The sequence below is a fragment of the Psychrobacter sp. KCTC 72983 genome (assembly GCF_014280455.1).
GTDB classification, from domain to species: Bacteria; Pseudomonadota; Gammaproteobacteria; order Pseudomonadales; family Moraxellaceae; genus Psychrobacter; species Psychrobacter pacificensis.
In genome coordinates, this window is sequence record NZ_CP060390.1 from 177,111 (window position 1) to 202,795 (window position 25,685).

The window sequence follows — 25,685 nt, forward strand, 5'->3', positions numbered from 1 at the left end:
ATTTTTTTAAAGAGCTAATCTACCAGTACTCAATGCACAAGTTTGGTATGAGCGCTACAAACAACGTCTTTTTACAGTACTAAAAATATATGAGGCGTTAACTACTCTTGTTACCGTGCCTATTACTGTGAATACTTATAGTTTAAAACTTTAATCTGCCAACTATAATAGATGTCCATCAAATTTACGATGAATGGCAGCTCTATTAAGATAGACGGTTTATTAAAATAAAATAACTTACCAAACCTCTTAATAAAAGATGCTGATAGAAAACAACTGTTCGCTAACATTAGCATAAGGTTTATAAAGTTGTCTTGTTTGCTGTACATAACATTACAATATATTTAATTACCAATATATATCAATAGTTAAATATTATTGCGGTTTAGTCAAAAATTTACGGAAAAGCTACTTTGGTCTCTAACAATTGATAATAGAAAAAGCCATTAATTCAGGTAAAATACTGAATATGACAGACTCTACTCAATTGAACTCCCGTAAAATCATTCATATCGATATGGATGCTTTTTATGCCAGTGTGGAGCAACGTGACTTTCCTGAACTACGTGGTAAGCCATTGGTGGTTGGTGGCGATCCTAATGGTCGAGGTGTGGTTGCCGCTGCCAGTTATGAGGTGCGTCAATTCGGTGTACGCTCTGCAATGTCATGCTATGAAGCTCGCAAACGTTGCCCAGAAGTGATATTTGTAAGACCGCGTTTCGAGGTTTATCGAGCGGTCAGTAGTGATATTCGCCGCATTATGCATAGTTTAACGCCCCATGTGGAGCCGCTATCATTAGATGAAGCGTATCTTGATGTCACAGGGTTATCTGTACACAAAGGCTCAGCGACATTGATGGCCAATTGGTTACGTGCGCAGATATTGGAATATACAGGATTGACTGCTTCTGCTGGCGTGTCATTTAATAAAATGCTCGCCAAGATTGCCTCTGACATCAATAAGCCTAACGGTACAGCCATCATCACGCCAAAAGAGGCAGATCACTTTATTAGCACGCTACCCATTGAGCGGTTTCATGGCATAGGCAAAGCAACGGCAAAGCGCTTACATGCGATGGGTGTGAGTAATGGCGCTGATCTTCGGCGTACACCAGCTGCCGTATTGGTACAAGAATTTGGTAAACGTGGTCAGTTTTATCATGATATTGCTCATGGCCGCGATGCGCGCCCTGTAAAGTCTGAACGCACGCACAAGTCTGTTGGTTCAGAGACCACATTCAAAAATAATCTAAATGATGATGACGCGCTACTCACCCAAATATATGAGCAAAACGCCGATGCCTTTAATCAAATGCACCAAAAGCAGTTAGTCGCTCATACCATTACTCTAAAAATCAAATATTCAGACTTTACTCAAATCACTCGCTCACACACGCTTTCTACGACGTTTGATAGCGCTGAGTCTGCACATTATTGGCTAGACAAGCTATTCTTGGATATTCCACGCCAGCTGCCTATTCGGCTAGTTGGCGTGACTTTTTCTTCGTTAGCACCTGCCGCTCAGTTACTGCCTCAACTAAATCTATTCGAATAAATTAGTCTACAACTGATAAAAACTTCTCTGTAAGTTGACATAGCCTATAATATTTACTTAGGCTATTTATAGGTTTGAAGCATATCTTATACATGATTACTGCTGAGCAAAGTATCCTCTCACAAAGGTATTTCTGCTACAATTATGCCGAAATCCCTATCCATTTAAAGACTGATTATGACCGACTTTCACATTGACTCTGCTGATACTGACGCGCCAACTGATACCGACAAAAACAACGACGTCTTAGATTATCTGAGCGTTGAAGATTATGACTATGAGCTGCCAGACAGTCTGATTGCACGCTACCCATTAGCGCAGCGCTCTGCTTCAAAACTTCTATACTTGCCAGCTCGTACTCAAATAAATGACACTCGTGTAGAAGATCGTTTGTTTTCTGAGTTGCCTCACTTATTAGAGGCTGGAGATCTGATTGTCTTTAATGATACCAAGGTGATGAAAGCACGCTTATTTGGTCAAAAGGATACTGGCGGTAAACTTGAAGTACTGATTGAACGCCTAGTTGGTATCTCGGACTTGGATGAAGTGCCACTGCATCTAAAAGACACCAATGATGAAGCAGTTAATCAAGAGCATATTGCCCTTTGCCATGTAAAAGCCAGCAAAGCGCTCAAGCTTGGTCAACGCTTACAACTTGCCGATGGTCATATGAGCGCTACGATGATTGGTCGCCAAGACAACTTATTCATTTTGGCGTTTGATGCGCCGATATTGCCGCATCTAGAGCTTTATGGTGAACTGCCTATCCCGCCCTACTTTGAGCGCCATGCTGATGACACTGACAACACTCGTTATCAAACCGTTTTTCATGATCCTGCCAAGCTCGCTAGCGTGGCTGCACCAACGGCAAGCTTACACTTCGATGAATCCGTACTGAGCAAGCTTGACGAGAAAGGTATCAACACCGCTTTTGTCACATTGCACGTTGGGGCGGGTACTTTTGCTCCCGTCAAAACAGACAATCTGCTCAATCACACCATGCATAGTGAATACGCGCATTTGCCGCAGGCCACGGCAGACCTCATCAATCAAACGCACGCGAATGGTAAAAAGGTTATTGCGATTGGTACCACAGTGACACGGGTTCTTGAGACAGCATATCAACAGACTGCCATTGACGGTCAGGCACTTTCTAGTTGGTCAGGCGATACAGATATATTTATTTACCCTGGGTTCAAATTCGGCGTTATCGATCGGTTATTGACCAATTTCCACTTACCTAAATCGACACTACTAATGCTAGTATCAGCATTCGCAGGTAAGGCATCTATTGAACACGCCTATCAACATGCTATCGAAAAACAGTATCGATTCTTTAGTTATGGCGATGCCATGCTACTAGATAAAAAAGCTCAGTGAACACTACAAAGACACTTTGTGCATTGGACACAACAGTTGTGAAATAAACTGGTAAACTAAACGGTATTTTGTTATAACAGCAAAGACAACTTATTTATACTAAAGGGCTGCTCATGTCTTGTCATCTATCTCGTCGCTTGACTACTGTACATCGCGCGGTATCGATGGCACTATTTTGTTCTGTAGGGTCCGCCGTGTTAGTGCCGAGCGTACAAGCAGCAACCATTGGTAAGACGGTGGTCACTTCGGCCCAGCATGAGCCTTTAGTAGCGAGCATCGTCGTCAGTAACATTCAATCAGCTGACTTTTCTGCCAGTTTGGCAAACTCGACCATTTACCAGCAAATGGGGTTGACCTCGACTGACTCTATGAGGGTACGCTTTCAGCCTACTTCGGCGACCAGCGGTCAAGTTTTTATTACCACATCACAGCCTGTGTCTAAGCCTTTTGCTGATGTCGTTTTAGCGATTAATGATAATGGTCGGCAAAATATGGTACCAAAAACGCTACTGATGCCATTAAAAGATAGTGTACCTATCAATACTGGTAAGAATATCGCCACAGGTGCCAAGAAGCCAAATTTGCCTAGCGTTTCTGTAAGTAATGCCATGCCTTTGACGGTCAGAAAAGGCGCGCCGCCGCCACTGATGTCGGCCCCTGCTATATCCTCGCCCAAGTTATCAAAACCAAGCAAATCAGCGACTGAATTGTTGGCTTCTACATCACCAGCACCTAATATTCAGGCGCCAACAGTGACGGCTATCTCACAGGTCAACAGTCTTACCTATACACCTAGCCGTCTCAATAATGGTCGCTTAAACAGCAATGCTGACATAAAAAATAATACCGGTCATTCAACTGCTATTGGTAACAGCCAAAGCTCGGTGAACACTTCGGATAACAGTGGATTAAGTGTAGCAAGTAGTAGCGGTACCATGACACCTGATGATAAAGGCGGTACTGAGGCGCGCACTCATAACAACGTAGTTGCGGCAGATAAGCCAAGTACTGACAAGCAGCTTGATATCCTAAACATACAAGTGACGCGCCAAATACAACCAAGCAGTAAAGCAGACTCTGACCTCATGGCAAGCTCACCTGTCAAAGCAACAACCCCTAAAGCGAGAGATGACTCAAAAAGTGCAATCGACTCAGACAATCGTGTTATCGCCGCAGCTCAAGGCAGTAATATACCTGCTAATATAGCATCACCTGTACCATCCAAAACTATGAATAATCCAAGTACAGCTAGCAATAAAGTAACGAGGAATGCAACAACTCAGTATCAGGTGCAACGCAATGATAGTTTGTGGATGATCGCGCAGCAGATCGCACGTGAAAACAACCTAGACACGTCGACTGTAATGAAACAAATTCAGTCACAGAACCCTGATGCTTTTATTAATCAAGATGCTGACCAACTAAAAGCAGATGCTAAGCTTCGCTTACCTAGCTACGATGTTATACCGTCACAGCAACATTTAGAGGATGCCATTAATGCCCGAAGACAATACAGTCGTAGAGCAAATACGCCTGTGGCAAAAAAGTCAGCGCAAACAGCACCCAAAAAGTCGTCTGAGACAGTACAGGCGGCCAGCGTACCTAAGAAACCGACTACCACTAAAACACAGAAACTGCCACAAGCACAGTTTTCTGTCCTTGCCCCTGGTCATGATGGTAATGCAGATGGCACTCAGGCGAAATCAGCGGCAGATAAAAGCAATGGTCTAAGCACCGATATATTAGCAACGCTAAAAGCATCAAGACAAGAGACTGCCTCACAAGCTCAGCGCTTGTCAAAAACCAGCAGCGCGCTGGACAACTATACAAAAAAGCTTCAATTACAAAATCAAAAACTGGCTGAGCTACAAGCTCGTCTCAAAAAACTACGCAATCAATAATTGCCTAACGGATCAACGCAATATGCTGTGATCTTAGGAGTAGAAATAACTATGGACAATATGCTATATATCATCGCCGGATTGGTGCTTATCCTGTTAGTCGCTGGTTTTTTATTGCGCAAAAATAAAGCACAAAAACAAAGTGCACAACCACCTGTAAGCTCAGTAAAAAATACCGCTGCACCAGCATCAAAAACGGATTATGGCCCTGCTGCCCAAACCAATCAAAATGATAGCAATAAGTTCGATCATATTACGATTGCCCAGCGTTTCATGGATCAACAGCGCTACGACAAAGCCATTGAAACGATCAATCGTGGACTAAACGAAAAGCCTAATGACAGTCAGTTATCTATTAAGCTATTGAGCATATACGCTACGCTAGATCAGCCAGAAAACTTTCATGATGTCTATAACAGCATTAAAACTCATAACGACGCAAAAACCATTACGCTTGCTGATGAATTAAAAGATTTATACATTGGAGAGCAAAGCCCAGTAGCCGCACCAGAAGTGGTAACAGACGAGGCAACAACAGAAAACAATCACGATGGTTTTGATAGTCTAGATTTCGTTTTATCTACTACCAATCAAGCCGATGATACAGCTGACATATTTGATCGTCCTGTTATTGAAGATAATAACGATTTAGTAATAGACAAACCTATTGATAGCCCAGTGTTTTCAAGTGAGCCTACTGAAAACGTAGACGATAGCTTTGATCTGACGCTCAGTGACTTAGAAGATGATTTCAATGAGTCAAATGCTACTGATGAGACTCCTGTTACATCATTGGCCACAGATGATGATAGCCTTTATATTTCTACAAGCGACCATACTGATACCATCAAAAATAATGAGGTCATAGAAGACAACGACCTTAGTGACTTTGAGTTCGATTTTGAATCACCTGCAGAAAACACTTTAATTAAAAATTCTGACGTATCAGATGTTCAAGACAGTGAAAGCGAAGCATTAGTGTTAGAAGACGACTTCATCTTAGATTTTGATGATTTAGCAGCCGATGCAGATAAAGATGCTTCTGTTAATAAAAATGAAGAAAAAGCTTATAGCAATGCTGTCCAAAACATTGAAGATGACTTTACTTTATCTTTAGACGATCTGGACGAATCAGACGACATTGATGCCGTTAACACTTTCGCGATTAATGAGCCATCTACTACTGACGTAAGTAACGATATTGATGGCTTTGTTTTGGAAGATATTGACTTTGAAAACGCTGATTCTGATAGTAGTACTCTCGAAGATGATAGCGTTGCAAACTTAAGTTTTGAAGAACAACTGATCAATGATGACACCGACATTGATGCTTTTGAAGCGTCAGATACCACGCCAGTTACGTCGTTAAGATTTGATGATGACACGCCTATAGCTGATGACTTCGATATCATAGAAACTGACTCTTCATTAGACCCTTCTGTAGCGACTCCCCCGGCCTCTACCGTTGCACCAGCAGAACTTGAAACAGCTATCAGTCATGAAGCGGTTGAATCAGCAGAAGATTTTTCATCGCGCTTTGCCGCAGATTTTGACTTTGTAAAATCATTAGATAGCAATCAAGTGACGCTAGATTTAGCCAATCAGTATTTACAATTAGGCGAATATGACAGTGCCAAACGTTTGCTTAATGAAGTGATCGCTCAGGGTAATAGTGAGCAGAAACAACAAGCACAACTATTACTTGAGCGCACAGTATAATCAGTCGTTTAGATGCCTATCAGCAAGTATCTCTTATTATCGGAGGCTTGCTGATTTTTTGCATTTAATTCTAATATAGTCAATCAATATTAAAAGTGGTACAAGGCAGACGAGTGCAAGTACTACAGTAGTAGGCTAAACGAGTCTAACGCTGTAACACTTTAATAGTGGTTCGACTATACTATCTATTACTGACCTCTCAACCTGTCACTAATAAACGCTCTGGCGCTTCTTTTTTCATAATTGTTTACTGTGTTGATACTATGCCATCTTCTTTTATGACCAAAACTATGTCTGACTCCATTCAATTAATCTATGCTGGTGGTACCTTTGGTAGCTATGGCAAACCTCTAGCGCCGCTATCGGCAGACATCTTTTTACCTACGCTACAAAAGCTATTGGCTGAGCAAGGCAATACGACTGGTTCACTCACGATTTCATGGCTAGACAACACGCTGATCAAAGACAGTAGCCAGCTTACGCCAGTTGATTTTGTACATTTTTATCAGCTATTACTGAATGCTTATAATCAAGGTGATAAACGCTTTGTCCTGATTAGTGGCACTGACACGTTGAGTTATTTAGGTGCATTTTTAGCAGAAGCTTTTGCCGGTAGCGATATTTGTATTGTGGTTACTGGAAGTATGCGGCCGTTATTAGATAGTGAAGTGATTCACTCCTACGATATCGATGCTCATAGCGACGCTTGGGGCAACCTTAACGACTCATTGAAGCTAGCTGCGGCTGGTGAATCAGGTGTCAAGATTAGCTTTGGCGGCGAATCGTGGCCTGCACAAACGGTGCAAAAAATTCACAGCCATGACCTTATGGCATTTACTGGGCATTCTCGAGCAGCGTATCCAGCCAACAGTTATATAAAAAATCTCTCAGATACCCGTAGGCAGCATTGGCTTGATGATCAGCAAGACTTACTACCCAATATCAAAGCAAGTGCTGAGCAGGCCAAGATCCATGCTTTATACTGCTTACCTAATGATGTTCAGGTGCTCAATAATCAACTACAAGCGTTATTATCACAGCCGCCTTGTGGCATTATCCTATTAGGATTTGGCGCGGGGAATATTCCCTATTCAGCTGCACTAGCAAAGACGCTTGATTTGGTTCACGAGCATGGACACATGGTGATATCTGCCAGTCAATGTCCGTTTGGCGGTGTGAGCGACAGCTACGCGGCAGGCAGTTGGCAATATGACTACCACGTTATTGCTGGTGGACGCTTAACCATCCCTGCTATTTATGCACGGTTGTTATGGTTGCTACTGCGCTATGACAGTCCAGCAAGACGTCGACAGCGCTGGTTGAATAATGTCAGTCAGCCTGGCACAAGCATCAAAAAGCGATAAATGCTCCTTAATTAATTCCAACTTTATAAGCTTAGAAACCAAAATGTCTAAGATTGAAACTATCGAACCTGAACGTTCACCAACCTATACTTTGGCGATTGCGATTGAGTTTTTGGGTACGCACTATCATGGTTGGCAGCGACAACGAGAAGTGCTGGGTGTACAAGAAGCACTAGAAACCGCTATCGGCAAGGTCGCCAATGAATCCGTCGAAGTCATCGCCGCTGGACGTACTGATGCCAGTGTTCATGCCAGCAATATGATTGCTCATTTTACCACGCATGCGTATCGCCCTACTCATAACTGGTTACGCGGTGTCAATAGCCTACTGCCTGACGATATTGCTTTGCGCTGGATTCAGCCGATGCCAGCTGATTTCCATGCGCGTTTTGGTGCGATTGCTCGTCGTTATCGTTATATCACCCTTAATCAAGCGCAGCGCTCTGCGATACTCAATCATCAGGTTACCCATATCTATGAGCCTTTAGACCTAGCAGCGATGCAAAAGGCAGCTGCCGATATCGTTGGTACTCACAATTTTAGCAGCTACCGTGCGGCAGCCTGTCAATCCAATCAGCCAGTACGTACCGTCAGTCATGCCGACCTTTTCGCTCATGGTCAGTTTATAGTGTTCGATATACAGGCAGATGGATTTTTGCATCACATGGTTCGTAACTTGATGGGTACGCTATACGCGATTGGCAGACATGAGTTAGAGCCAGCAGACTTTTTAAACATTTTGAGCAAAGAGGATCGGACAATTGCGCCGCCTACGGCCTCAGGGGATGGCTTGTATTTCATCAATGCCTATTATCCTGAGCATTTCCAGCGCCTATTGCCGCAAGCACCCCTCACACCGATTTGGTTAAACTTACCTGACTAAATCAGTGTAAATTAGCATACATATCACTTACATGCTGTCAAGTCAAAACCAGGTTCTGTATTGCTTTAATCCGCTAACTTACGTATAATATGGGCTTATTTTTAATTGATTGATACAAATTATGGCAAAAGACGATATTATCGAATTTGAAGGCGAAGTCATTGATACCCTTCCTAACACTTTGTTCAAAGTTCGTTTAGAAAACGGACACGAAATCATTGCACACATCTCAGGTAAGATGCGTAAGCACTATATTCGTATCTTAACAGGTGATAAAGTTAAGGTTGAAATGACCCCTTATGACCTATCTAAAGGTCGTATTACTTACCGTGGTAAAAACTAAATACTCGCCAACTCATATGGTTATAAAAGTATTTATAAAAATACAGCCAATAACCAAATAGCTACTTTATCGCTGATAGCTGATATAGACGCTTGAGTGGTTTGACTGATAATAATAATGAAAACGCTAACCTGCTCATTATTGCCTATCACTTTTTTAGCTATTTCGTGTTTGCTGTTTGTTTTACCATAAAAAAATACCGCTAAATTTCAGCGGTATTTTTTTTGTCTGCGTTTTATGAAATAATTAAACGATGAGTTATTTGAACTCGACAGTGGCATCGTTCTTGATAACACCTAATAGGCTCAGTGCATCCCAGTTAGTGAGGCGAACACAACCTGCTGATGCCTGACGACTGATACGTTCAGGATCGGGTGATCCATGAATGCCATACGATGGTTTGCTAAGGCCAATCCATACCACACCAACGGGATTGTTAGGGCCTGGCGGGATAATAGATTTTTTGCCATTATCGCTAGTATAGGTGTAATTTGGCTCGTGAATTTTGACTTTGACTTTATGCGTACCCGTTGGTGAAGGTGTTGCTGTGCTGCCTACTGTGGTTGGATAGCTGGCAACCAGATTGTCACTGTCATCGTATGCATATAGGGTTTGCGTGTCTTTATCAGCGACCACTCGGCTCACTGGTGTTGTATTAGGGTTTCCTGGGTTATAGACAATGATGGTTTCGCCACTTTTGAAATTGGCATTTGGGTTAAGCGATTTGAGATAATCACGACTGATATGAAATTTTTCGCCCAAGGCTTCAAGGACGCTTTCATAATACATACCATCTAGCTTGGCTTTGGCTTCAGCACTAGCAGGAATTTGGGTAGTTTTGACATTCACATCAGCATCTGTCAGCTGATAACTGACCAATACAGGCTGTGAAGTAAGCGTAGAGTTCTTAGTTAATGCTTGCCACGTCTCTTCATTGACCGCTTCAGTTACTGGTAATCCTTGAGCCTTTTGAAAAGCTTGCATGGCTTTACGCGTGTTTTTGCCCCAATAGCCATCCACTGCACCCACACCACTATGATTCCAGTTCAGTAGCGCTTGTAATTTGGTAGCAACATTACGATCAATTTTGGTATCAGCTTTCCATGTTGCTTCATTTACCTTTTTAGCAGTTTCTGATAGATTTTCTGTACTGTATTCAATTTTGGTTAGTAATTCATTTAGCGAATTTGCGGCTTTGCTATTACCATTTATTTGCTGACTAACACCGTTGGTTACTGGACTAATATCGTTACTATCAGCCATCGTGCTGTCCATCGTATCAGCATTGATACTGTTGCTATTAGTTTGGTTACTAGTAGATTGGTTGCTACTAGTACTCATCTTTGCTTCGGTTCCTGCATGGTTATTATTATCTGTTGTAGTGCCTGTCATACCACTATTAGACGACTTGCTGTCATTAGCCGTTTGTGCGCTATTATTAGCATTGCTACTACAACTTACTAATAATGCGGACGCTGTACCCATCGCTATAACAAGGCTGCTAACCTTAAGTAATTGAGACATAAAAAAACTCCCTAAATAGTTACCATATATCAAAAAATATCGAAAAATTTATTATAGAAATATATTGCCATAGTCTTGCCACTATTCCCTAACAGCTTTATGTTAATAACTGACTCTTCCTACTGTGCATTTGTTAAGAGGGTGAACAAACGCACTGATCCGTTTACAATAAGGCATGACTCAATACCATATAACAGAAAAAACCCATAAATTGCTCAGCAACTTATGGGTATAAAATGAACGAGATTAAACTGTAAAAACTACCTTAAAATGGTCTACATTAGATTAGCTGACTTATACCAGTTTAGCCAATACCGCTTGCCCCATCTCTTGACAGCCCACTTGCTTGAGTCCAGCTTCACTGCTGTCTAAAATATCAAGCGTACGCAGACCATCATCAAGCACATCACTGACTGCTTGCTCGATCGCTTGTGCGGCTTCCTCTTGCTTAAAGGTATAACGCAGCATCATAGCGACAGACAAAATAGTCGCCAATGGATTGGCTTTATCTTGCCCAGCGATATCAGGCGCAGAACCATGACATGGCTCATACATACCTTTGCCATTCTCATCCAAGCTCGCTGATGGCAGCATACCAATAGAACCGGTCAACATTGCCGCTTCATCAGATAAAATGTCACCAAACATATTGCCTGTTACCATGACATCAAACTGCTTAGGATCTTTAATCAACTGCATACAAGCATTGTCAGCATACATGTGGGATAACGCCACATCGCTATACTCTGCTTGCTGCATCTGAATCATTGTTTGTTTCCACAGCTCAGTCACTTCTAAGACGTTGGCTTTGTCTACTGAACATACTTTGGCAGCTGTACCTGCGGCTTGGGCACGGGTTTTTGCTAACTCAAAAGCAACTTTACCGATACGCTGAATCTCACTGGTGCTATACACCATCGTGTTATAGCCTTGCTGCTCACCATTTTCTAATGTGCGAATACCACGTGGCTCGCCAAAATAAATGCCACCCGTCAGTTCGCGAACAATCAGCAAATCTAAACCAGATATAATTTCAGGCTTGATACTTGACGCATTGGCTAGCTGCGGATAAAGCTTTGCCACACGTAAATTGGCAAACAAACCCAGCTCACCACGGATTTTAAGCAGACCGCGCTCAGGGCGCTTACTACGTTCAATCGTATCCCATTTAGGGCCGCCGACAGCGCCTAATAATACAGCATCTGCTGCACGTGCACGCGCTAATGTTTCATCAGGTAAAGGCTCACCTGTGGCATCAATAGCCACACCACCAATCAATCCAGACTCTAATGTCAAATCAAGTGAAAACTTCTCATTGACGGCTTTGAGCACGTTGATGGCTTGAGTCATGATTTCAGGGCCAATACCATCGCCCGCTAATGTTAAAATTGTTGCCATACTAATCCTTTTGGATATATTTTTATCAATTAATTTTTATTACGCTGTGGTCGTTTTAGGTTTAGATGCTGACGTCACTGCTTTGACCATGCCTGTCTCTACAAACTCACCTTGGTGCTCAGACTCTAACTGTTTACAGAATCGGCGCTGCACCTTATTACCTTGTAATAGATCAATACATAAAGGCTCAGGCGACGCTGTATCCAACAAACTGCCAGATTTTTCACTACTTTTCTTTTGATAAGCACGTAACTCGTAAGTACCTGCGTCCGCAAAATCATGAATCATCGCAAAACGCTCAACGTATCCCATGTTATTCTCTGGATAAAAATTGACATGGACTTCACGTTTTGCAGGCATCACCCGTGCATAATAGTTGGTCAACCCTGGCATGCTAGATGCGGCTAATGGCACTATCTTTATAGAGTTTTTACTCATGAGCGGTGTCATCTCTATGCTCATTTGGGGCGTTGCAGTACCTTTATAACTTGGTAAAGCCTCTACAATCTGAGGATTAACTGGCTCATGATTATCAGGAGAAATAACCAGTGTCTTATCTATTTGCACGATTTCACAGTGGTAAGTACCGACGCACGCGATATTTACTTCGCCAGCAACGGGTTGGATCTTACCTACCCACGCTTTCGCACTTTCTGCCTCATCTATTTTTTGATAGCCCGTCAATAGCTGGCAGCCTGACAAAAATAAGCTTGCAGCAACAATCGTACTTGTCGATAGAGCATAACGTTTTTTATTCATAATGGCGGCTACTGTTTATCAGAAAGATAATTTATAAGGAAGATAATAAAATGTGTCAAAAACTACCCTTCATTTTAGCTAGTTCACCGCCATAACTCAACGATGCGTTGCGACTGGCCAGCAGTTTTGTGAGCAAGGCATCATAAAATCCTTACCTAAGCGCGTACGTCGTTAAAGATCCACGGCGTTTTTTGCATCATTTTATGCTCGTAGTCTTTGATAGCATCGCTTTGCTGCAAGGTTAAACCGATATCATCTAGCCCATTTAACAAGCAATGTTTGCGAAAAGCATCCACTTCAAAGGCATACTCTTCGCCTGTTGGCGTGATGACTAACTGACGCTCAAGATCTGCCGTCAGCTCATAGCCTTCATTGGCAACAGTCGCCTTCATTAAAGTATCCACAATTGCTTCATCTAGTACAATCGGTAACATGCCATTTTTAAAGCAGTTATTGTAAAAGATATCAGCAAAGCTTGGTGCGATAACCGTACGAAAGCCATACTCAGAAAGTGCCCAAGGTGCATGCTCACGACTAGAGCCACAGCCAAAGTTTCTGCGTGCTAGCAATATAGTAGCGCCTTGATAGCGGGGTTTATTCAATACAAAGTCTGGATTGATAACACGTGTGCTGGGGTCTTGGCCTGGATATCCTTCATCAAGATAGCGCCAATCATCAAATAAATTCACGCCAAAGCCTGTACGTTTAATAGACTTCAAAAACTGTTTTGCGATAATTTGATCGGTATCGACGTTTGCGCGATCAAGTGGGCAAACGATACCGGTTTGGGTGTTATAAGCTTGCATAAAATTTCCTATCAATTATATTTTTGCTGGCTGACGATCTTGATAAGCGTATTAAACAGTAAATAAATTTTTACCGTTTTGACACCATGCTCATATATTTATCGTTGATATAAGCATGATGTCAGCTACTTATTATCAGTCTTAAAACGTACGAACGTCTACAAAATGACCTGCCAACGCTGCTGCAGCGGCCATTGCTGGACTGACCAAATGCGTACGACCACCATTACCCTGACGACCTTCGAAATTACGATTAGACGTCGATGCACAATGCTCTTGCGGCTCAAGTTTATCAGCATTCATGGCAAGACACATTGAACAACCCGGCTCGCGCCATTCAAAACCCGCTTCGGTAAACAAAGCATCTAAACCTTCAGCCTCTGCTTGTAGTTTTACTTGTCCAGAACCTGCAACAACGATGGCTTCTTTGATATTATCAGCCACTTTACGTCCTTTGATCACTGCTGCAGCGTCTCGCAAATCTTCGATACGCGAATTGGTACATGAGCCAATAAATATACGATCAAGCTGAATGTCCGTGATTTTCTGACCAGCTTCTAAACCCATATAGGTATAAGCGCGTAACCAACCCTCTTCTTGGGCTTCATCAATGGCTTGGTCAGGTGTCGGTACCGATTGGGTGATATCAACGACCATCTCAGGCGAGGTACCCCAAGATACTTGCGGTGCTATTTGGCTACCATCGATCTCAACCACGGTATCAAATACTGCGTCATCATCTGAATATAATGTACGCCAGTAGGCTTCAGCTTGTGGCCACTGTGACTCGTTTGGCGCGTACGGGCGACCTTTAACATAGTCTATCGTCGTATCATCAACAGCCACCATACCCACGCGAGCACCAGCCTCAATTGCCATGTTACAGACAGTCATACGACCTTCCATACTCATGTCTTCAAACACTTGACCTGCAAATTCAATCGCATGTCCAGTTCCGCCTGCCGTACCGATCTTCGCAATAATGGCCAGCACGACGTCTTTTGAGGTCACGCCCGCACCAAGTTGACCAGTGACGCGGATTTGCATATTTTTTGATTTCTTTTGGATCAAGCACTGCGTTGCCAATACGTGCTCAACTTCAGAAGTGCCGATACCATGTGCCAAGCAACCAAGTGCGCCATGTGTCGCTGTATGCGAATCACCGCAAACAACGGTCATACCTGGCAATACAAGACCTTGCTCAGGACCAACGACATGCAAAATTCCTTGACGCGCATCGTTGATTGTAAATTCTGCGATATCAAATTTGGTGCAGTTCTCATCCAATGTGACAACCTGCAGACGTGATACCTTGTCTTTAATACCAGGGACACCTGCTGAGCGCTCTTTGGTGACTGTTGGCACATTGTGGTCAGGACTGGCGATATTGGCAGACAAACGCCATGGTGCTCTATTGGCAAGCTCCAACCCTTCAAACGCTTGTGGACTCGTCACTTCATGCAACAGATGGCGATCGATATAAATTAAGCTCGAACCGTCGTCACGCTTGGTGACTTCATGAGCATTCCAAAGTTTGTCATATAAAGTTTGACCGGCCATGATGCTATCCTTTATTAATTACTACTGACTTGATTTTCGCTTGCTCACCTGTTGGTAAGCTAAGGTTCTGTTTGTTCAATTAACGATTAGATTTATCTATAATGTCGTATTTAACTGCATGATAGCTCTTTATGATTTGTGTGAGAGCATCATTTTGCAATAACTTCTACCTAATCAATGATATTGAAATATATATTCTAGAATTGCTATATTTTGTGTAGTATAAATATTATTCATTAATAATTTTAGATTTGTGGCTATAAGCAGCGCCTAAACACGCTTGAGACTGCAAATAATCAACTTAAAAGAATAAATATGTGACAATACGCCTTGATATCTTGTGATTATAGCAGGCAAATCCTATAATAATAATTGATGATTTTTAACCAGATGCAAACTTTTATTTTTAATACGTTATCATTGGCTCAGCCCACTTTTATTTATAGCTCATAAAGTAGCTAAGGAAATCCGTTTGAACACCACAAACTTGACGACATTCGTTACCGTTATGCACACTGGCAGTATTTCAGGTGCCGCAGAAAAGCTGTTCATCACTCAGCCTGCCGTCAGTAAGCGCATCAAAAACTTAGAAGATGAGTTTAACATTACTTTATTTGATACTGTAGGCCGCGGGATTGTACCTACGCAGGCTGCTATTGAGATGCTGCCACATGCAAAACGCTGGTTGGAAGATTATGAGAACTTCAAGATTAACTTACAACACTCTCAGCATATCGTCTCTGGCAAGCTTGTAATTGGCACAAGCCATCATATTGGTTTACATCATCTAGCACCCGTGCTTAAGCATTTTATTCAGACTTATCCTGCTGTTCAGTTAGAAGTTCATTTTGTTGACTCAGAAAAGGCCCACAAAGCAGTACTGGACGGCGATCTGTCATTGGCGTTTGTCACGCTACCGCCTGTATACGATAAACGCTTGACCTATCACACGCTTTGGTCAGATCCCCTGTATTTTATGACGGGTACTTTGTCACCTCTAGCGACCAAATCTAATGTCACTTTAGAGCAGTTAGCACGCTATCCTGCTATTCTACCGTCTGCCAATACCTTTACCAGTCAGATTACTTTGGCTGAGTTTGCTAAGCATAACCTAAAACCTTATGCCACGATGAGTACCAATCCGCTTGAATCTATTCGGATGCTGGTTTCTGTTGGACTGGGTTGGTCAGTCCTTCCGCAAACTATGGTCAGTCAAGATTTGGAACGTATCGATATGGCAGACAACATTGAGTTACAACGCTATTTAGGTGTGGTTATCAATCCGAAGCTAACACAATCTAGTAGCGTAACCGCACTACTAGATTTGCTGGCGCCAATTGAGTAAAAACATCCCAATACAACAATTTAGGTATTTAAGCTATTCGCATTCGTGACTCTCATACGTTATAATATGCTTGACGTTGTTTTAATAACAAAAATTTACCACAAGGACACTGATAGTCATATATTGAATACTTCTAGTAAGATATGATGGTTAACAGTAGGTTTAATGGTTTCGCTGATTGGTTATGTAGGTTGCTAATACTCATATATAAATAGCAGATGCGAGCAATAACAGCAGATAAGTGGAATGCGAGGTTCCCATTGTTCTCTATCTCTATATGAGTGCTAGCCATATAACGACATCAATCATATAAAACTACAAAAGATACTGAAAAAAGCCATTATGTCTTAATTAATGGCTTTTTTTGTCTTTAGACATTGTTTGAGATATTTTGTTTGAGGCATCGTCTTTTAAGACAGAACTTTTATAGTTAAAAAATAATTAAAGCCAACGATGTTGGTTAAGGATAACTTATATGAACGGAGTTTCTAGTGGCGTGCTTATATCACTTGGCGCCTATTTTTTAGTGATGATTGGAATTGGTGTTTATGCTTATTTTAAGCAAGCCAATGATACCGAGGGTTATCTTTTAGGAGGACGTAATCTAGGTCCAGCAGTTACTGCACTTTCAGCAGGCGCATCGGACATGTCAGGTTGGTTGCTACTCGGACTACCAGGCTATATGTATGCAGATGGTGTGGTGAGTATTTGGATCGCACTTGGTTTGACCCTTGGTGCCTTCTTAAACTATATCATCGTAGCACCGCGTCTTCGTGTTTATACCGAAGTCGCTGATAATGCGATTACTTTACCTGACTATTTTGCCAACCGCTTCGAAGATAAATCGCATATGCTGCGTGTAATCTCCGCTTTGGTTATCATTTTATTCTTTACTGTTTACACAGCGGCAAGTCTCGTAGGCGGTGGTAAGCTTTTTGAAAGCTCACTTAACCTATCTTACACCACAGGACTTTGGGTGACTGCTGGCGTCGTTGTCGGTTACACGCTATTCGGTGGTTTCTTAGCAGTATCGATGACTGACTTTGTTCAGGGTATCATCATGCTGTTTGCGATGGTCATTGTACCTCTCGTTGCCTTTACAGATCTTGGCGGTGTTTCAGCCACGACTGAAGCCGTTAGAAACATTGATCCAAGCCTACTAAATGTTACTAGCGGTATGAGTATCATCGGTATCATTTCACTTATGGCATGGGGTTTAGGATATTTTGGTCAGCCGCATATTATTGTGCGTTTTATGGCAATCCGCTCAGTACGAGATGTGCCTACTGCACGTAATATCGGTATGAGCTGGATGATTGTCAGTCTTATTGGTGCGCTCATGACTGGTTTTGCTGGTCGTGCTTATGTACAAAAGACAGCTATGACGTTAGATGATCCTGAGACTATCTTTTTAGTATTCACTCAGTTCCTATTCCACCCGTTGGTTTCAGGTTTCCTATTAGCAGCGATTTTAGCGGCCATCATGAGTACCATCTCATCGCAGTTATTGGTAGTATCAAGCTCACTAACCAAAGACGTTTATAAACTATTCTTTGACAGAGATGCACCAGAAGCTCGTCAAGTATTGGTTGGACGTATCTCAGTTGTCGTAGTCGCTATTGTTGCTATCTTGTTAGCTTCTGATCCAGACAGCTCAGTATTGAACCTAGTATCAAACGCATGGGCAGGATTTGGTGCAGCGTTTGGGCCGTTGGTTATTTTCAGTCTCACATGGCGCCGCATGAACCGTAATGGCGCCGTAGCTGGTATGGTTGTGGGTGCATTGACGGTTATCTTATGGATCTATGGTCCTTTCCAAATAGATGGTATGGCACTAAATAGCTGGTTATATGCTATTGTTCCAGGCTTTATCTTAAGTACCATCGCTATTTTTGTAGTCAGTATCATGACGGGCGGTCCAAGAGAACCAGTCGCCGCTAAATACAAAGAGATGGAATTGAACCTGAACAAGTAGGTTTATACAGTAACTTGACCTTATCACTATAAAAAAACCTCGCTACTAATGGCGAGTTTTTTTATTGGTAGCTATTAATTATGATGTAAGTAGCTACTATTATAAGTAGGAAGGCTGCTCTAACCTTCTATTATGAGTATCTACTCTTAATAGAATAGCTATGTACTATTGCCAAATGAATCTGTCTAAACATGCCCCTACCTATATGGATAGCTAACTATCATATAGGTAGCGACAATGGATACATTGCTTATCATTCAATCAACTGGAAGGCAGATATCACACGTATAACAACATATGAGTAGTAAGTAGGTTGTAGCTATCAGTTATTAATTTACTCTCTGTAAAACACTCTAAATATCTTTCCATATCTAAGAGTTTTTATTCACTTCAAAATATTGGAATCAATAAAAAAGCGACCTATGATAGGCCGCTTTTTATTATCCAACAGTTATATAAGGAAGCTACTTTCCTTGATAAGAAATCTTCAAACCAGCAATATAACCATCATTATCTTGGAAGTCACCAACGATTTTTCCACTAGGTAGACGACCTTTTGCATCACCGAACCATAAGTATTTACCACCAGCCGACACGGCCCAGTTTTCCGTCACGTTGTATTTGGCACCAAGACCGACGCTGTAATAGCCATCGACAGGACCTAACGACGTTGTTGGATCACCGGCACCACTATCCCAACCCACAGTACCACTGATAGCAAGTGCTGGTGCAACACGCTTGGCAAGACCAAGCTCCACTTGCCATTGGTCATCATCGTATTCAACCAAGTCCAAACCATCAGGGCCGTAATTACGTTTACTAACGTCATTATATAATGGTGGTGTGATGACAAAATCGCTCCATGGTACCCAACGCACTTTTGCCGTTGCTAAAGTAGTCGGATTGATACCTGTTTGGAAATCAAAGTTGACTGATTTAGGGGTTGTAATCTCATAATTACTGTTGCGGTTAGCAGCCGCAGCCCCTATAGCCGCTGCCTGTGCTGGAGTCGCTCCTTGCTGCAAAGCAGCTCCTTGAGCCAAAATACCTGCTATAGGATAATTCTCAGAGATATCTATATCATGATCAATCTCAGAACGATAAGTCAACGCTGCTTTTAGAGCAATTTCAGGCTTGCTATAGGCAATACCTGCGATATAACCATAATCCATATCAGGATTGCTGTTTGACGTATAGCCAGTAGCAGGTCCATAAGCTAAGCCACGCAGTTTAGTTTCAGATTGGATACGCTGAGCAACTGGACCACCATAAATTTGGAAGTTTTTATTCGCGCCGAATTTCATTCCAAGTAGTCCAGTCAAGCTCTGGCTACGAACTTCAACGTTAGTATTCTCGCCTGCAGTGGCTGACTCAGCTAATGCTATAGCACCTGCAGTCTGTGGGTCTACACCATCACCTACCAAAGCCCCTCCTGAAGCATTCCTGTCTTCACTTGCCACAAAATTACTTTGCGTGTATTCAGCAGCAGCACCAAAAGGCTCATCATATAGTACACCCACACTGAACGTGTCGTTGATATCAGTTTTTACGCCATAGCGGAAGAAGTCATAAGATTCAGCAATGTCGCCCGTTTTATTGCCGCGCTCATAGTCATTTTGACCAGGGTTGACATTCGCACTATCGTAGCCGCTTACATCAGCATCAATATAAGTATAGACCGCTTCAGCGTAAGTGCCATCTTGAAAAAAAGCAGTGACATCTTGACCTGAACGATCAAGACCAGCAGCGTTGGTTACGCTAGCGAAAGAAAGAGTAGCAATAGCTACTGCAAGGGTTTTCAAATGAAAGGTAGTGCGCATTGTGTATCTCCAACGATCCTTGTTGTATTAATACTTTAATAACCATTATGTAGCATTGCTATGCTCGATATTGATATTACTAAAGTTTTGTCCTAAGTTGAATACTAATGTCTTTTTGACACTAAAACAACATTAAAAGTGCTTTATTTCTCAATTATGACTGAACAGTACATATAAGATATAAATAAAATACTGTGGTTTACTTTTTGTCTTTAATGTGATTTTTACGGTAAGGTCTATAGTCAGAAAATAAATATTTTTACCTATAGTCTGTTAAATGTGATTTTTAAAAACACATAATAAAAAAGCGACCCTTAAAGGATCGCTTTTTTATATTAGTAGCAAACAATATCACATAATTTATTTGTGATTTACTGAGCTTGGTAAGATACCTTTACACCCAATACAAAACCATCGTTACTTTCGAAATCACTAACGATCGTCTTAGTTGGGATTTGACCTTTGGCATCACCGAACCATAAGTATTTACCGCCAGCAGATATCGCCCAGTTTTCGGTCACATTATATTTCGCGCCAAGACCAGCACTATAATAGCCTTCGATAGGACCTAATGAGGTGACTGGGTCACCTGCACCACTATCCCAACCAACAGTACCACTGATAGCAAGTGCTGGCGCGACACGCTTAGCCAATCCTAGCTCTACTTGCCATTGGTCGTCATCATAGCTAACTAACGCTAACCCCTTATCATCCTGAGTCGAAATCTTGCTAACATCGTTATATAGTGATGGTACGATAGCAAAATCACTCCATGGTACCCAACGTACTTTGGCAGTCGCTAGGGTTGTAGGGTTGATGCCAGTTTGAAAATCAAAGTTCACTGATTCAGGCGTAGTTATTTCAATACTATCAACTCTGTTTGTTGACAGACCAAGTGCAGAAACCACAGGAGCTGGTATAAGACCAGAACCTACAACAGGATAAATTTCAGATGCTTGAGCGTTATGTTCGATTTCCGATCGGTATGTTAATGATGCTTTTAACGCAATTTCAGGCTTGCTATAAGCTACGCCTGCGATATAACCGTAATCTTGATCAGCATTAATATTCGTAGTGTAACCGTTCGCAGCTTCATAAGCAGGACCGCGTAGCTTTACATCTGCCTTTACGCGCTGAGCAACTGGGCCACCGTATACTTGGAAGTTTTTATTTTGACCAAACTTCGCACCAAGGATACCAGTAATACTCTCTGTACGTACTTCTACGTTAGTACCCTCACCGTTTGCATTTACAAAGTTATTATCACCAGTATAGTCAGCGGCTGCGCCAAAAGGCTCATCATATAAGACGCCAACACTAAACGTGTCGTTGATGTCTGCTTTTACGCCATAACGGAAAAAGTCATAAGACTCTGCGATATCATCAATCTTATTACCTGAAGTATCTTTACCCGTCACGTCCGCATCGATATAGGTATAGACAGCTTCAGCATAAGTACCATCTTGTAGGAATGCGGTGACATCTTGGCCTGAACGGTCAAGACCAGCAGCACTAGCAGCGCTAGCGACAGATAGAGCAGCAACAGCTACTGCAAGAGTTTTTAAGTGAAAGGTGGCGCGCATTTTACATCTCCAAACATCCGCATTGTTTTACTGCTTTACTTAATTCTCTTAAGTAAGCAGCATCCGAGGTGGAAGATAGTAAAGATTTTTTAACACTAAAACAACTGCCAAAATACATTATTTCCATATTATGACTATTAAGTCACCAAAGGGTACCTTTATCTAAAAATATACATATTGCGACTATTTACTATTGGTTATCTTACTTGCTATTATTTTTCAGTAATGTGGTGGTTTATCCGCCATCACATCAAATGGGGCAATACCACTCTCTGGGTCTTGATTTTCTATTTGCTTATAAATCAGTTGTAGCTGACGCTGTAATGTTTGAATATCTTTATCTTGACGTGCAATCACCTCATCAAGTCTCTCTACTGTAATCTCAAGGTGCGCTACATTCATTTGCAGATCAATTACTTGGGTTTGCAAGTCGTCTTGTATGCTCGCAGCAGCATCTTTGTTATTAGATTGATTCATATTTTTCTCTAAAGTATCGTAAATATAAGGTGGAAAGGTTTAGCAAGTAAAATAGGTGGCAAAACCTAAGTGGCATCATTAAACCCATCATACTAATCAAAAATAGCCACTATGAATAAAAGCTATAAATAGTACTGATAAAACGATTTACTCGCACTACAGTTGCGCGGTGGCATGTTATACTGCTGGCAATTTTGCAACAACCCCTACCTCACTATTATATAAGCTTAAGATACTCTATGGCACTGATTCATTTAAAAGACATTCACTTAGCGTTTGGCGTCGCGCCTGTTCTTGATGGTATTGATTTTTCTATCAATTCAGGCGAGCGTGTGTGTTTGATTGGCCGCAATGGCGAAGGTAAATCCACCTTATTCAAACTGATTAATGGCTCATTGCAGCCTGACAGTGGCGAGATCATCACCAACAGCAGTATGCGTGTTGCGATGCTTGAGCAAGACGTCCCCGAGTCGAGCGGACGCATACTTGATATCGTCATGGGCGGTAGCCGCCGCACAGCTGACTTGCTCATTAACTATAATAAGCAAGTGGAGATGTGCGCCAATGGCGACATGGACGCTTGCGAGCACATGGCGACCTTGCAGCATGATATCGACGCCGTCCATGGCTGGGACTTAGAACGTGATGCCATGCGTCTGATCACAACAATGGGACTTGATCCGGAAGATGATTTGTCATCACTCTCTGGTGGTCGTAAGCGCCGCGTTTTGCTCGCGCGTGCGCTGGTCACCAAACCTGATGTACTCTTACTTGATGAGCCAACCAACCATCTAGACGTTGATAGTATTGAGTGGTTAGAGCGCTTCTTGCTCGATTGGCAAGGTCTAACTCTACTGTTTGTCACCCACGATAGAGCATTCGTTGATAAGCTTGCGACTCGTATTGTAGAGCTTGACCGTGGTCAATTGACCAGCTATGACGTCACCCAAGGCGCCAAAGGCTACGCTCGTTATCAAGAGCTAAAAGAGCAGCAGCTACTTGCTGAGGAAAAAAACAATGCCAATTTTGATAAAAAACTGGCGCAAGAAGAAGTGTGGATTCGTCAAGGCATCAAAGCCCGTCGTACCCGTAACGAAGGCCGCGTCCGTGAACTAAAAGCCCTGCGCGAAGAGCGAAAAAACCGCCGCGAGCAAGTCGGCAACGTCAATATCACCATGGGTGAAGGCGAAAAAAGCGGCAAGCTGGTCTGTAAAGTCAAAAACCTGCACCTTGAATATGAGGGTAATGTACTGGTTGACAACTTTACGACCACTATTATGCGCGGCGACAAAATCGGTATTGTCGGCCCTAACGGTGCTGGTAAAACCACCCTTATCAAAGCCCTACTCGATATGTCGGATGACGAGGTTACCAAGACCGGCAGCGTCACGCTTGGCACCAATCTAAAAATCGCGTTTTTTGATCAGCTGCGTGATCAGCTAGATCTTGAAGCCAGCGTCGCGCAAAACGTCTCAGAAGGTTCTGACTTTGTCGAAGTTGGCGGCCGCAAGACACATATCATGAGCTATTTACAAGACTTCTTATTTGCACCAGAGCGTGCACGTACCCCTGTCAAAGCACTGTCTGGTGGTGAGCGTAACCGTGTATTGCTGGCCAAGCAGTTATTGAAACCTGCTAATATTTTGGTACTCGATGAGCCGACCAACGATTTGGACATGGCGACACTTGAGCTATTAGAAGAGTCGGTCAGCAGCTTTAACGGTACCATCTTGCTGATCAGTCATGACCGCTCATTTATGGACAACGTGGTCACCTCCACTTGGGTATTTGACAAGGATGAAAATGGCAATGGCATCGTCAAAGAGTATGTCGGCGGCTACCAAGAGTATTTGGTGCAAAAAACCCGAGAAGAGGCAGCACGTGCCGCAAAAACACCTGCCAATAATGCGGTCAGCAAAAAAGCGGCAAATAAATCTGGCGCAGATACCAAGCCTAAAAAAGCAGCCAAAAAGCTGAATTATAATGAGCAGCGTGAATTGGATAACTTACCAAAAGAAATCGCTGCACTCGAAGCCGAACAAACTCAACTACAAGAAAAATTGGCTGATGGCTCTTGGTTTAATACCGACTTTGATGCAGCGACAGCCGCAAGTGAGCGTTTATTGACAATCGAAGATGAAATGATGAGTAAGCTTGAGCGTTGGAGCGAGCTTGAAGGCTAATAATGGCACTTCTCTAGCCACATTTATTAGAATATCGCATATGTACTTTGCATTGCGTATTTCGATAAACAAGTTTCTGATAGTCTGATAAAGCATTATTAATTATTCTGAAAGCATCACCACTTTATTATATATAGAGTGGTGATATTCGTTTTATGACGTTTTATCCAGTAGTGAGATGGTGAAAGTTAGTGAACATTTTCGTAATTTCAAGTATCATTCGCTATTGCTGAGAAATCCTTATTAATTATAAGGTCATGACAATTACAATCCCTATAAAAGCAAAGTTGGCGTTAAACATTGATAATCCGACTGTTTTAATATGGTTGTCATATTCAACCCCCTAATATGCCCTATTAAGGTTGCTTTATTTTTAACGCAATAATTTATTTTATCACCGAAATAGCTTAGAATAGTAACAATTAGCAAAATTAGGCACAGCTAAAGTGGCTTGATATTGTATATTTTCTAAGCCACAAACCCAGTGTGGGATAATCCCATTTCATTCACCTGGAGGAAGTATTAATGAGCCAAGCCGAAGGCGTTAATGTACAACGCCGTAGAGTTCTTATTGCCTCAACTGCCGCGATTGGTGCAGCTGGGGTAGCTGCCGTGGCTACACCTTTTGTCCGTTCTTGGTACCCAAGCGCTAAAGCTGAGGCTGCAGGGGCTGCAGTAACCCAAGATATTAGTGCTATCGAAGATGGACAAATGATTGTTGTCAAATACCGTGGCAAACCTATTTATGTCGTTAAACGCACAGAAGACATGGTCGCAGGGTTGGAATCTGTAACACCATTACTGTCAGATCCTGAATCTGCAGCATCGGTACAACCTGAATACTGCAAAAATACCAACCGCTCTATCGATCCATCGATCTTGGTGGTTGAGGGCGTATGTACGCACTTGGGCTGTGCACCAAACTACCGTCCTGATGTGGGCGCGGTGGATTTAGGTGGCAATGATTGGTACGGCGGGTTTTTCTGTCCGTGCCACGGGTCAAAATATGACTTAGCAGGCCGCGTATATAGTGGCGTTCCTGCACCGCTTAATTTACCCGTTCCAGAATATGGTATGGATGGTACCATTTTGACGGTTGGGGAGGCTTAA

At 42.4% G+C, this 25,685-nt stretch carries 19 protein-coding genes; 11 read left to right on the forward strand and 8 right to left on the reverse strand.

Annotated elements, in window-relative coordinates; all coding sequences use genetic code 11:
* Positions 1 to 469: 469 nt before the first annotated feature.
* From dinB to infA, 7 genes are all read left to right on the forward strand, one after another.
* The gene (dinB, locus tag PSBA01_RS00710; RefSeq protein ID WP_186474754.1) at positions 470 to 1,555 is read left to right on the forward strand and encodes a DNA polymerase IV; all 1,086 of its coding nucleotides are present in this window, start codon (positions 470 to 472) and stop codon (positions 1,553 to 1,555) included.
* A 177-nt stretch (positions 1,556 to 1,732) separates the two neighbouring features.
* A complete protein-coding gene (queA, locus tag PSBA01_RS00715; RefSeq protein WP_186474755.1) occupies positions 1,733 to 2,935 on the forward strand; it encodes a tRNA preQ1(34) S-adenosylmethionine ribosyltransferase-isomerase QueA in 1,203 nt (400 codons plus the stop codon).
* 113 nt (positions 2,936 to 3,048) lie between these two features.
* Complete coding sequence (locus tag PSBA01_RS00720) at positions 3,049 to 4,836, forward strand: FimV family protein (protein ID WP_186474756.1); 1,788 nt, start codon at positions 3,049 to 3,051, stop codon at positions 4,834 to 4,836.
* 51 nt (positions 4,837 to 4,887) lie between these two features.
* Positions 4,888 to 6,555, forward strand: a complete 1,668-nt coding sequence (locus PSBA01_RS00725) for a FimV/HubP family polar landmark protein (protein ID WP_186474757.1) — start codon at positions 4,888 to 4,890, stop codon at positions 6,553 to 6,555.
* A 290-nt stretch (positions 6,556 to 6,845) separates the two neighbouring features.
* On the forward strand, positions 6,846 to 7,919 hold the full coding sequence (locus PSBA01_RS00730) for an asparaginase (RefSeq protein ID WP_228724604.1): 1,074 nt from the start codon (positions 6,846 to 6,848) through the stop codon (positions 7,917 to 7,919).
* Between the two features lie 43 nt (positions 7,920 to 7,962).
* Positions 7,963 to 8,802 carry a tRNA pseudouridine(38-40) synthase TruA gene (truA, locus tag PSBA01_RS00735; RefSeq protein ID WP_186474759.1) on the forward strand — a complete coding sequence of 280 codons (840 nt, stop codon included), beginning with the start codon at positions 7,963 to 7,965 and terminating at the stop codon, positions 8,800 to 8,802.
* A gap of 121 nt (positions 8,803 to 8,923) precedes the next feature.
* A complete protein-coding gene (infA, locus tag PSBA01_RS00740; protein ID WP_021814850.1) occupies positions 8,924 to 9,145 on the forward strand; it encodes a translation initiation factor IF-1 in 222 nt (73 codons plus the stop codon).
* A 258-nt stretch (positions 9,146 to 9,403) separates the two neighbouring features.
* On the opposite strand, the gene PSBA01_RS00745 is transcribed toward infA, so the two are convergent.
* The 5 genes from PSBA01_RS00745 to leuC all read right to left on the reverse strand — a co-directional run bounded on the left by PSBA01_RS00745 (position 9,404) and on the right by leuC (position 15,192).
* On the reverse strand, positions 9,404 to 10,669 hold the full coding sequence (locus tag PSBA01_RS00745; RefSeq protein WP_186474760.1) for a L,D-transpeptidase family protein: 1,266 nt from the start codon (positions 10,667 to 10,669) through the stop codon (positions 9,404 to 9,406).
* Between the two features lie 294 nt (positions 10,670 to 10,963).
* The gene (leuB, locus tag PSBA01_RS00750) at positions 10,964 to 12,067 is read right to left on the reverse strand and encodes a 3-isopropylmalate dehydrogenase (protein WP_186474761.1); all 1,104 of its coding nucleotides are present in this window, start codon (positions 12,065 to 12,067) and stop codon (positions 10,964 to 10,966) included.
* A 39-nt stretch (positions 12,068 to 12,106) separates the two neighbouring features.
* On the reverse strand, positions 12,107 to 12,826 hold the full coding sequence (locus tag PSBA01_RS00755; RefSeq protein ID WP_186474762.1) for a hypothetical protein: 720 nt from the start codon (positions 12,824 to 12,826) through the stop codon (positions 12,107 to 12,109).
* A gap of 155 nt (positions 12,827 to 12,981) precedes the next feature.
* Positions 12,982 to 13,632, reverse strand: coding sequence for a 3-isopropylmalate dehydratase small subunit (leuD, locus tag PSBA01_RS00760; RefSeq protein WP_186474763.1), 651 nt, complete (start codon positions 13,630 to 13,632; stop codon positions 12,982 to 12,984).
* A gap of 141 nt (positions 13,633 to 13,773) precedes the next feature.
* On the reverse strand, positions 13,774 to 15,192 hold the full coding sequence (gene leuC, locus PSBA01_RS00765) for a 3-isopropylmalate dehydratase large subunit (protein WP_186474764.1): 1,419 nt from the start codon (positions 15,190 to 15,192) through the stop codon (positions 13,774 to 13,776).
* 472 nt (positions 15,193 to 15,664) lie between these two features.
* On the opposite strand from leuC, the gene PSBA01_RS00770 reads away from it, so the two are divergent.
* Complete coding sequence (locus PSBA01_RS00770; protein WP_071001286.1) at positions 15,665 to 16,537, forward strand: LysR family transcriptional regulator; 873 nt, start codon at positions 15,665 to 15,667, stop codon at positions 16,535 to 16,537.
* 475 nt (positions 16,538 to 17,012) lie between these two features.
* Positions 17,013 to 18,512 carry a sodium/proline symporter PutP gene (gene putP / locus PSBA01_RS00775; protein WP_186474765.1) on the forward strand — a complete coding sequence of 500 codons (1,500 nt, stop codon included), beginning with the start codon at positions 17,013 to 17,015 and terminating at the stop codon, positions 18,510 to 18,512.
* A 464-nt stretch (positions 18,513 to 18,976) separates the two neighbouring features.
* Here putP and PSBA01_RS00780 read toward each other — a convergent pair whose 3' ends face one another.
* From PSBA01_RS00780 to PSBA01_RS00790, 3 genes are all read right to left on the reverse strand, one after another.
* A complete protein-coding gene (locus PSBA01_RS00780; RefSeq protein ID WP_186474766.1) occupies positions 18,977 to 20,332 on the reverse strand; it encodes an outer membrane protein transport protein in 1,356 nt (451 codons plus the stop codon).
* Positions 20,333 to 20,703: 371 nt separating this feature from the next.
* Positions 20,704 to 21,915: an OmpP1/FadL family transporter gene (locus PSBA01_RS00785; protein WP_071001280.1), complete on the reverse strand. Its 1,212-nt coding sequence runs from the start codon at positions 21,913 to 21,915 to the stop codon at positions 20,704 to 20,706.
* Positions 21,916 to 22,134: 219 nt separating this feature from the next.
* Entirely contained in the window at positions 22,135 to 22,392 is a 258-nt protein-coding gene (locus PSBA01_RS00790) for a SlyX family protein (protein WP_186474767.1), read from the reverse strand.
* Between the two features lie 239 nt (positions 22,393 to 22,631).
* Here PSBA01_RS00790 and PSBA01_RS00795 point away from each other — a divergent pair, with 239 nt between their 5' ends.
* Together PSBA01_RS00795 and petA are read left to right on the forward strand one after the other, a co-directional pair.
* A complete protein-coding gene (locus PSBA01_RS00795; protein WP_186474768.1) occupies positions 22,632 to 24,575 on the forward strand; it encodes an ATP-binding cassette domain-containing protein in 1,944 nt (647 codons plus the stop codon).
* Between the two features lie 525 nt (positions 24,576 to 25,100).
* The gene (gene petA, locus PSBA01_RS00800; protein WP_186474769.1) at positions 25,101 to 25,685 is read left to right on the forward strand and encodes a ubiquinol-cytochrome c reductase iron-sulfur subunit; all 585 of its coding nucleotides are present in this window, start codon (positions 25,101 to 25,103) and stop codon (positions 25,683 to 25,685) included.

Excerpts from the sequence above, each read along its gene's own strand:
- leuD (WP_186474763.1), bottom strand. The coding sequence starts at position 13,632 with ATGCAAGCTTATAACACCCAAACCGGTATCGTTTGCCCACTTGATCGC.
- petA (WP_186474769.1), top strand. The coding sequence starts at position 25,101 with ATGAGCCAAGCCGAAGGCGTTAATGTACAACGCCGTAGAGTTCTTATT.
- queA (WP_186474755.1), top strand. The coding sequence starts at position 1,733 with ATGACCGACTTTCACATTGACTCTGCTGATACTGACGCGCCAACTGAT.
- PSBA01_RS00780 (WP_186474766.1), bottom strand. The coding sequence starts at position 20,332 with ATGCGCACTACCTTTCATTTGAAAACCCTTGCAGTAGCTATTGCTACT.
- PSBA01_RS00755 (WP_186474762.1), bottom strand. The coding sequence starts at position 12,826 with ATGAATAAAAAACGTTATGCTCTATCGACAAGTACGATTGTTGCTGCA.
- PSBA01_RS00745 (WP_186474760.1), bottom strand. The coding sequence starts at position 10,669 with ATGTCTCAATTACTTAAGGTTAGCAGCCTTGTTATAGCGATGGGTACA.
- PSBA01_RS00785 (WP_071001280.1), bottom strand. The coding sequence starts at position 21,915 with ATGCGCGCCACCTTTCACTTAAAAACTCTTGCAGTAGCTGTTGCTGCT.
- PSBA01_RS00730 (WP_228724604.1), top strand. The coding sequence starts at position 6,846 with ATGTCTGACTCCATTCAATTAATCTATGCTGGTGGTACCTTTGGTAGC.
- leuB (WP_186474761.1), bottom strand. The coding sequence starts at position 12,067 with ATGGCAACAATTTTAACATTAGCGGGCGATGGTATTGGCCCTGAAATC.
- dinB (WP_186474754.1), top strand. The coding sequence starts at position 470 with ATGACAGACTCTACTCAATTGAACTCCCGTAAAATCATTCATATCGAT.
- PSBA01_RS00790 (WP_186474767.1), bottom strand. The coding sequence starts at position 22,392 with ATGAATCAATCTAATAACAAAGATGCTGCTGCGAGCATACAAGACGAC.
- infA (WP_021814850.1), top strand. The coding sequence starts at position 8,924 with ATGGCAAAAGACGATATTATCGAATTTGAAGGCGAAGTCATTGATACC.
- putP (WP_186474765.1), top strand. The coding sequence starts at position 17,013 with ATGAACGGAGTTTCTAGTGGCGTGCTTATATCACTTGGCGCCTATTTT.
- PSBA01_RS00725 (WP_186474757.1), top strand. The coding sequence starts at position 4,888 with ATGGACAATATGCTATATATCATCGCCGGATTGGTGCTTATCCTGTTA.
- PSBA01_RS00720 (WP_186474756.1), top strand. The coding sequence starts at position 3,049 with ATGTCTTGTCATCTATCTCGTCGCTTGACTACTGTACATCGCGCGGTA.
- PSBA01_RS00795 (WP_186474768.1), top strand. The coding sequence starts at position 22,632 with ATGGCACTGATTCATTTAAAAGACATTCACTTAGCGTTTGGCGTCGCG.
- leuC (WP_186474764.1), bottom strand. The coding sequence starts at position 15,192 with ATGGCCGGTCAAACTTTATATGACAAACTTTGGAATGCTCATGAAGTC.
- truA (WP_186474759.1), top strand. The coding sequence starts at position 7,963 with ATGTCTAAGATTGAAACTATCGAACCTGAACGTTCACCAACCTATACT.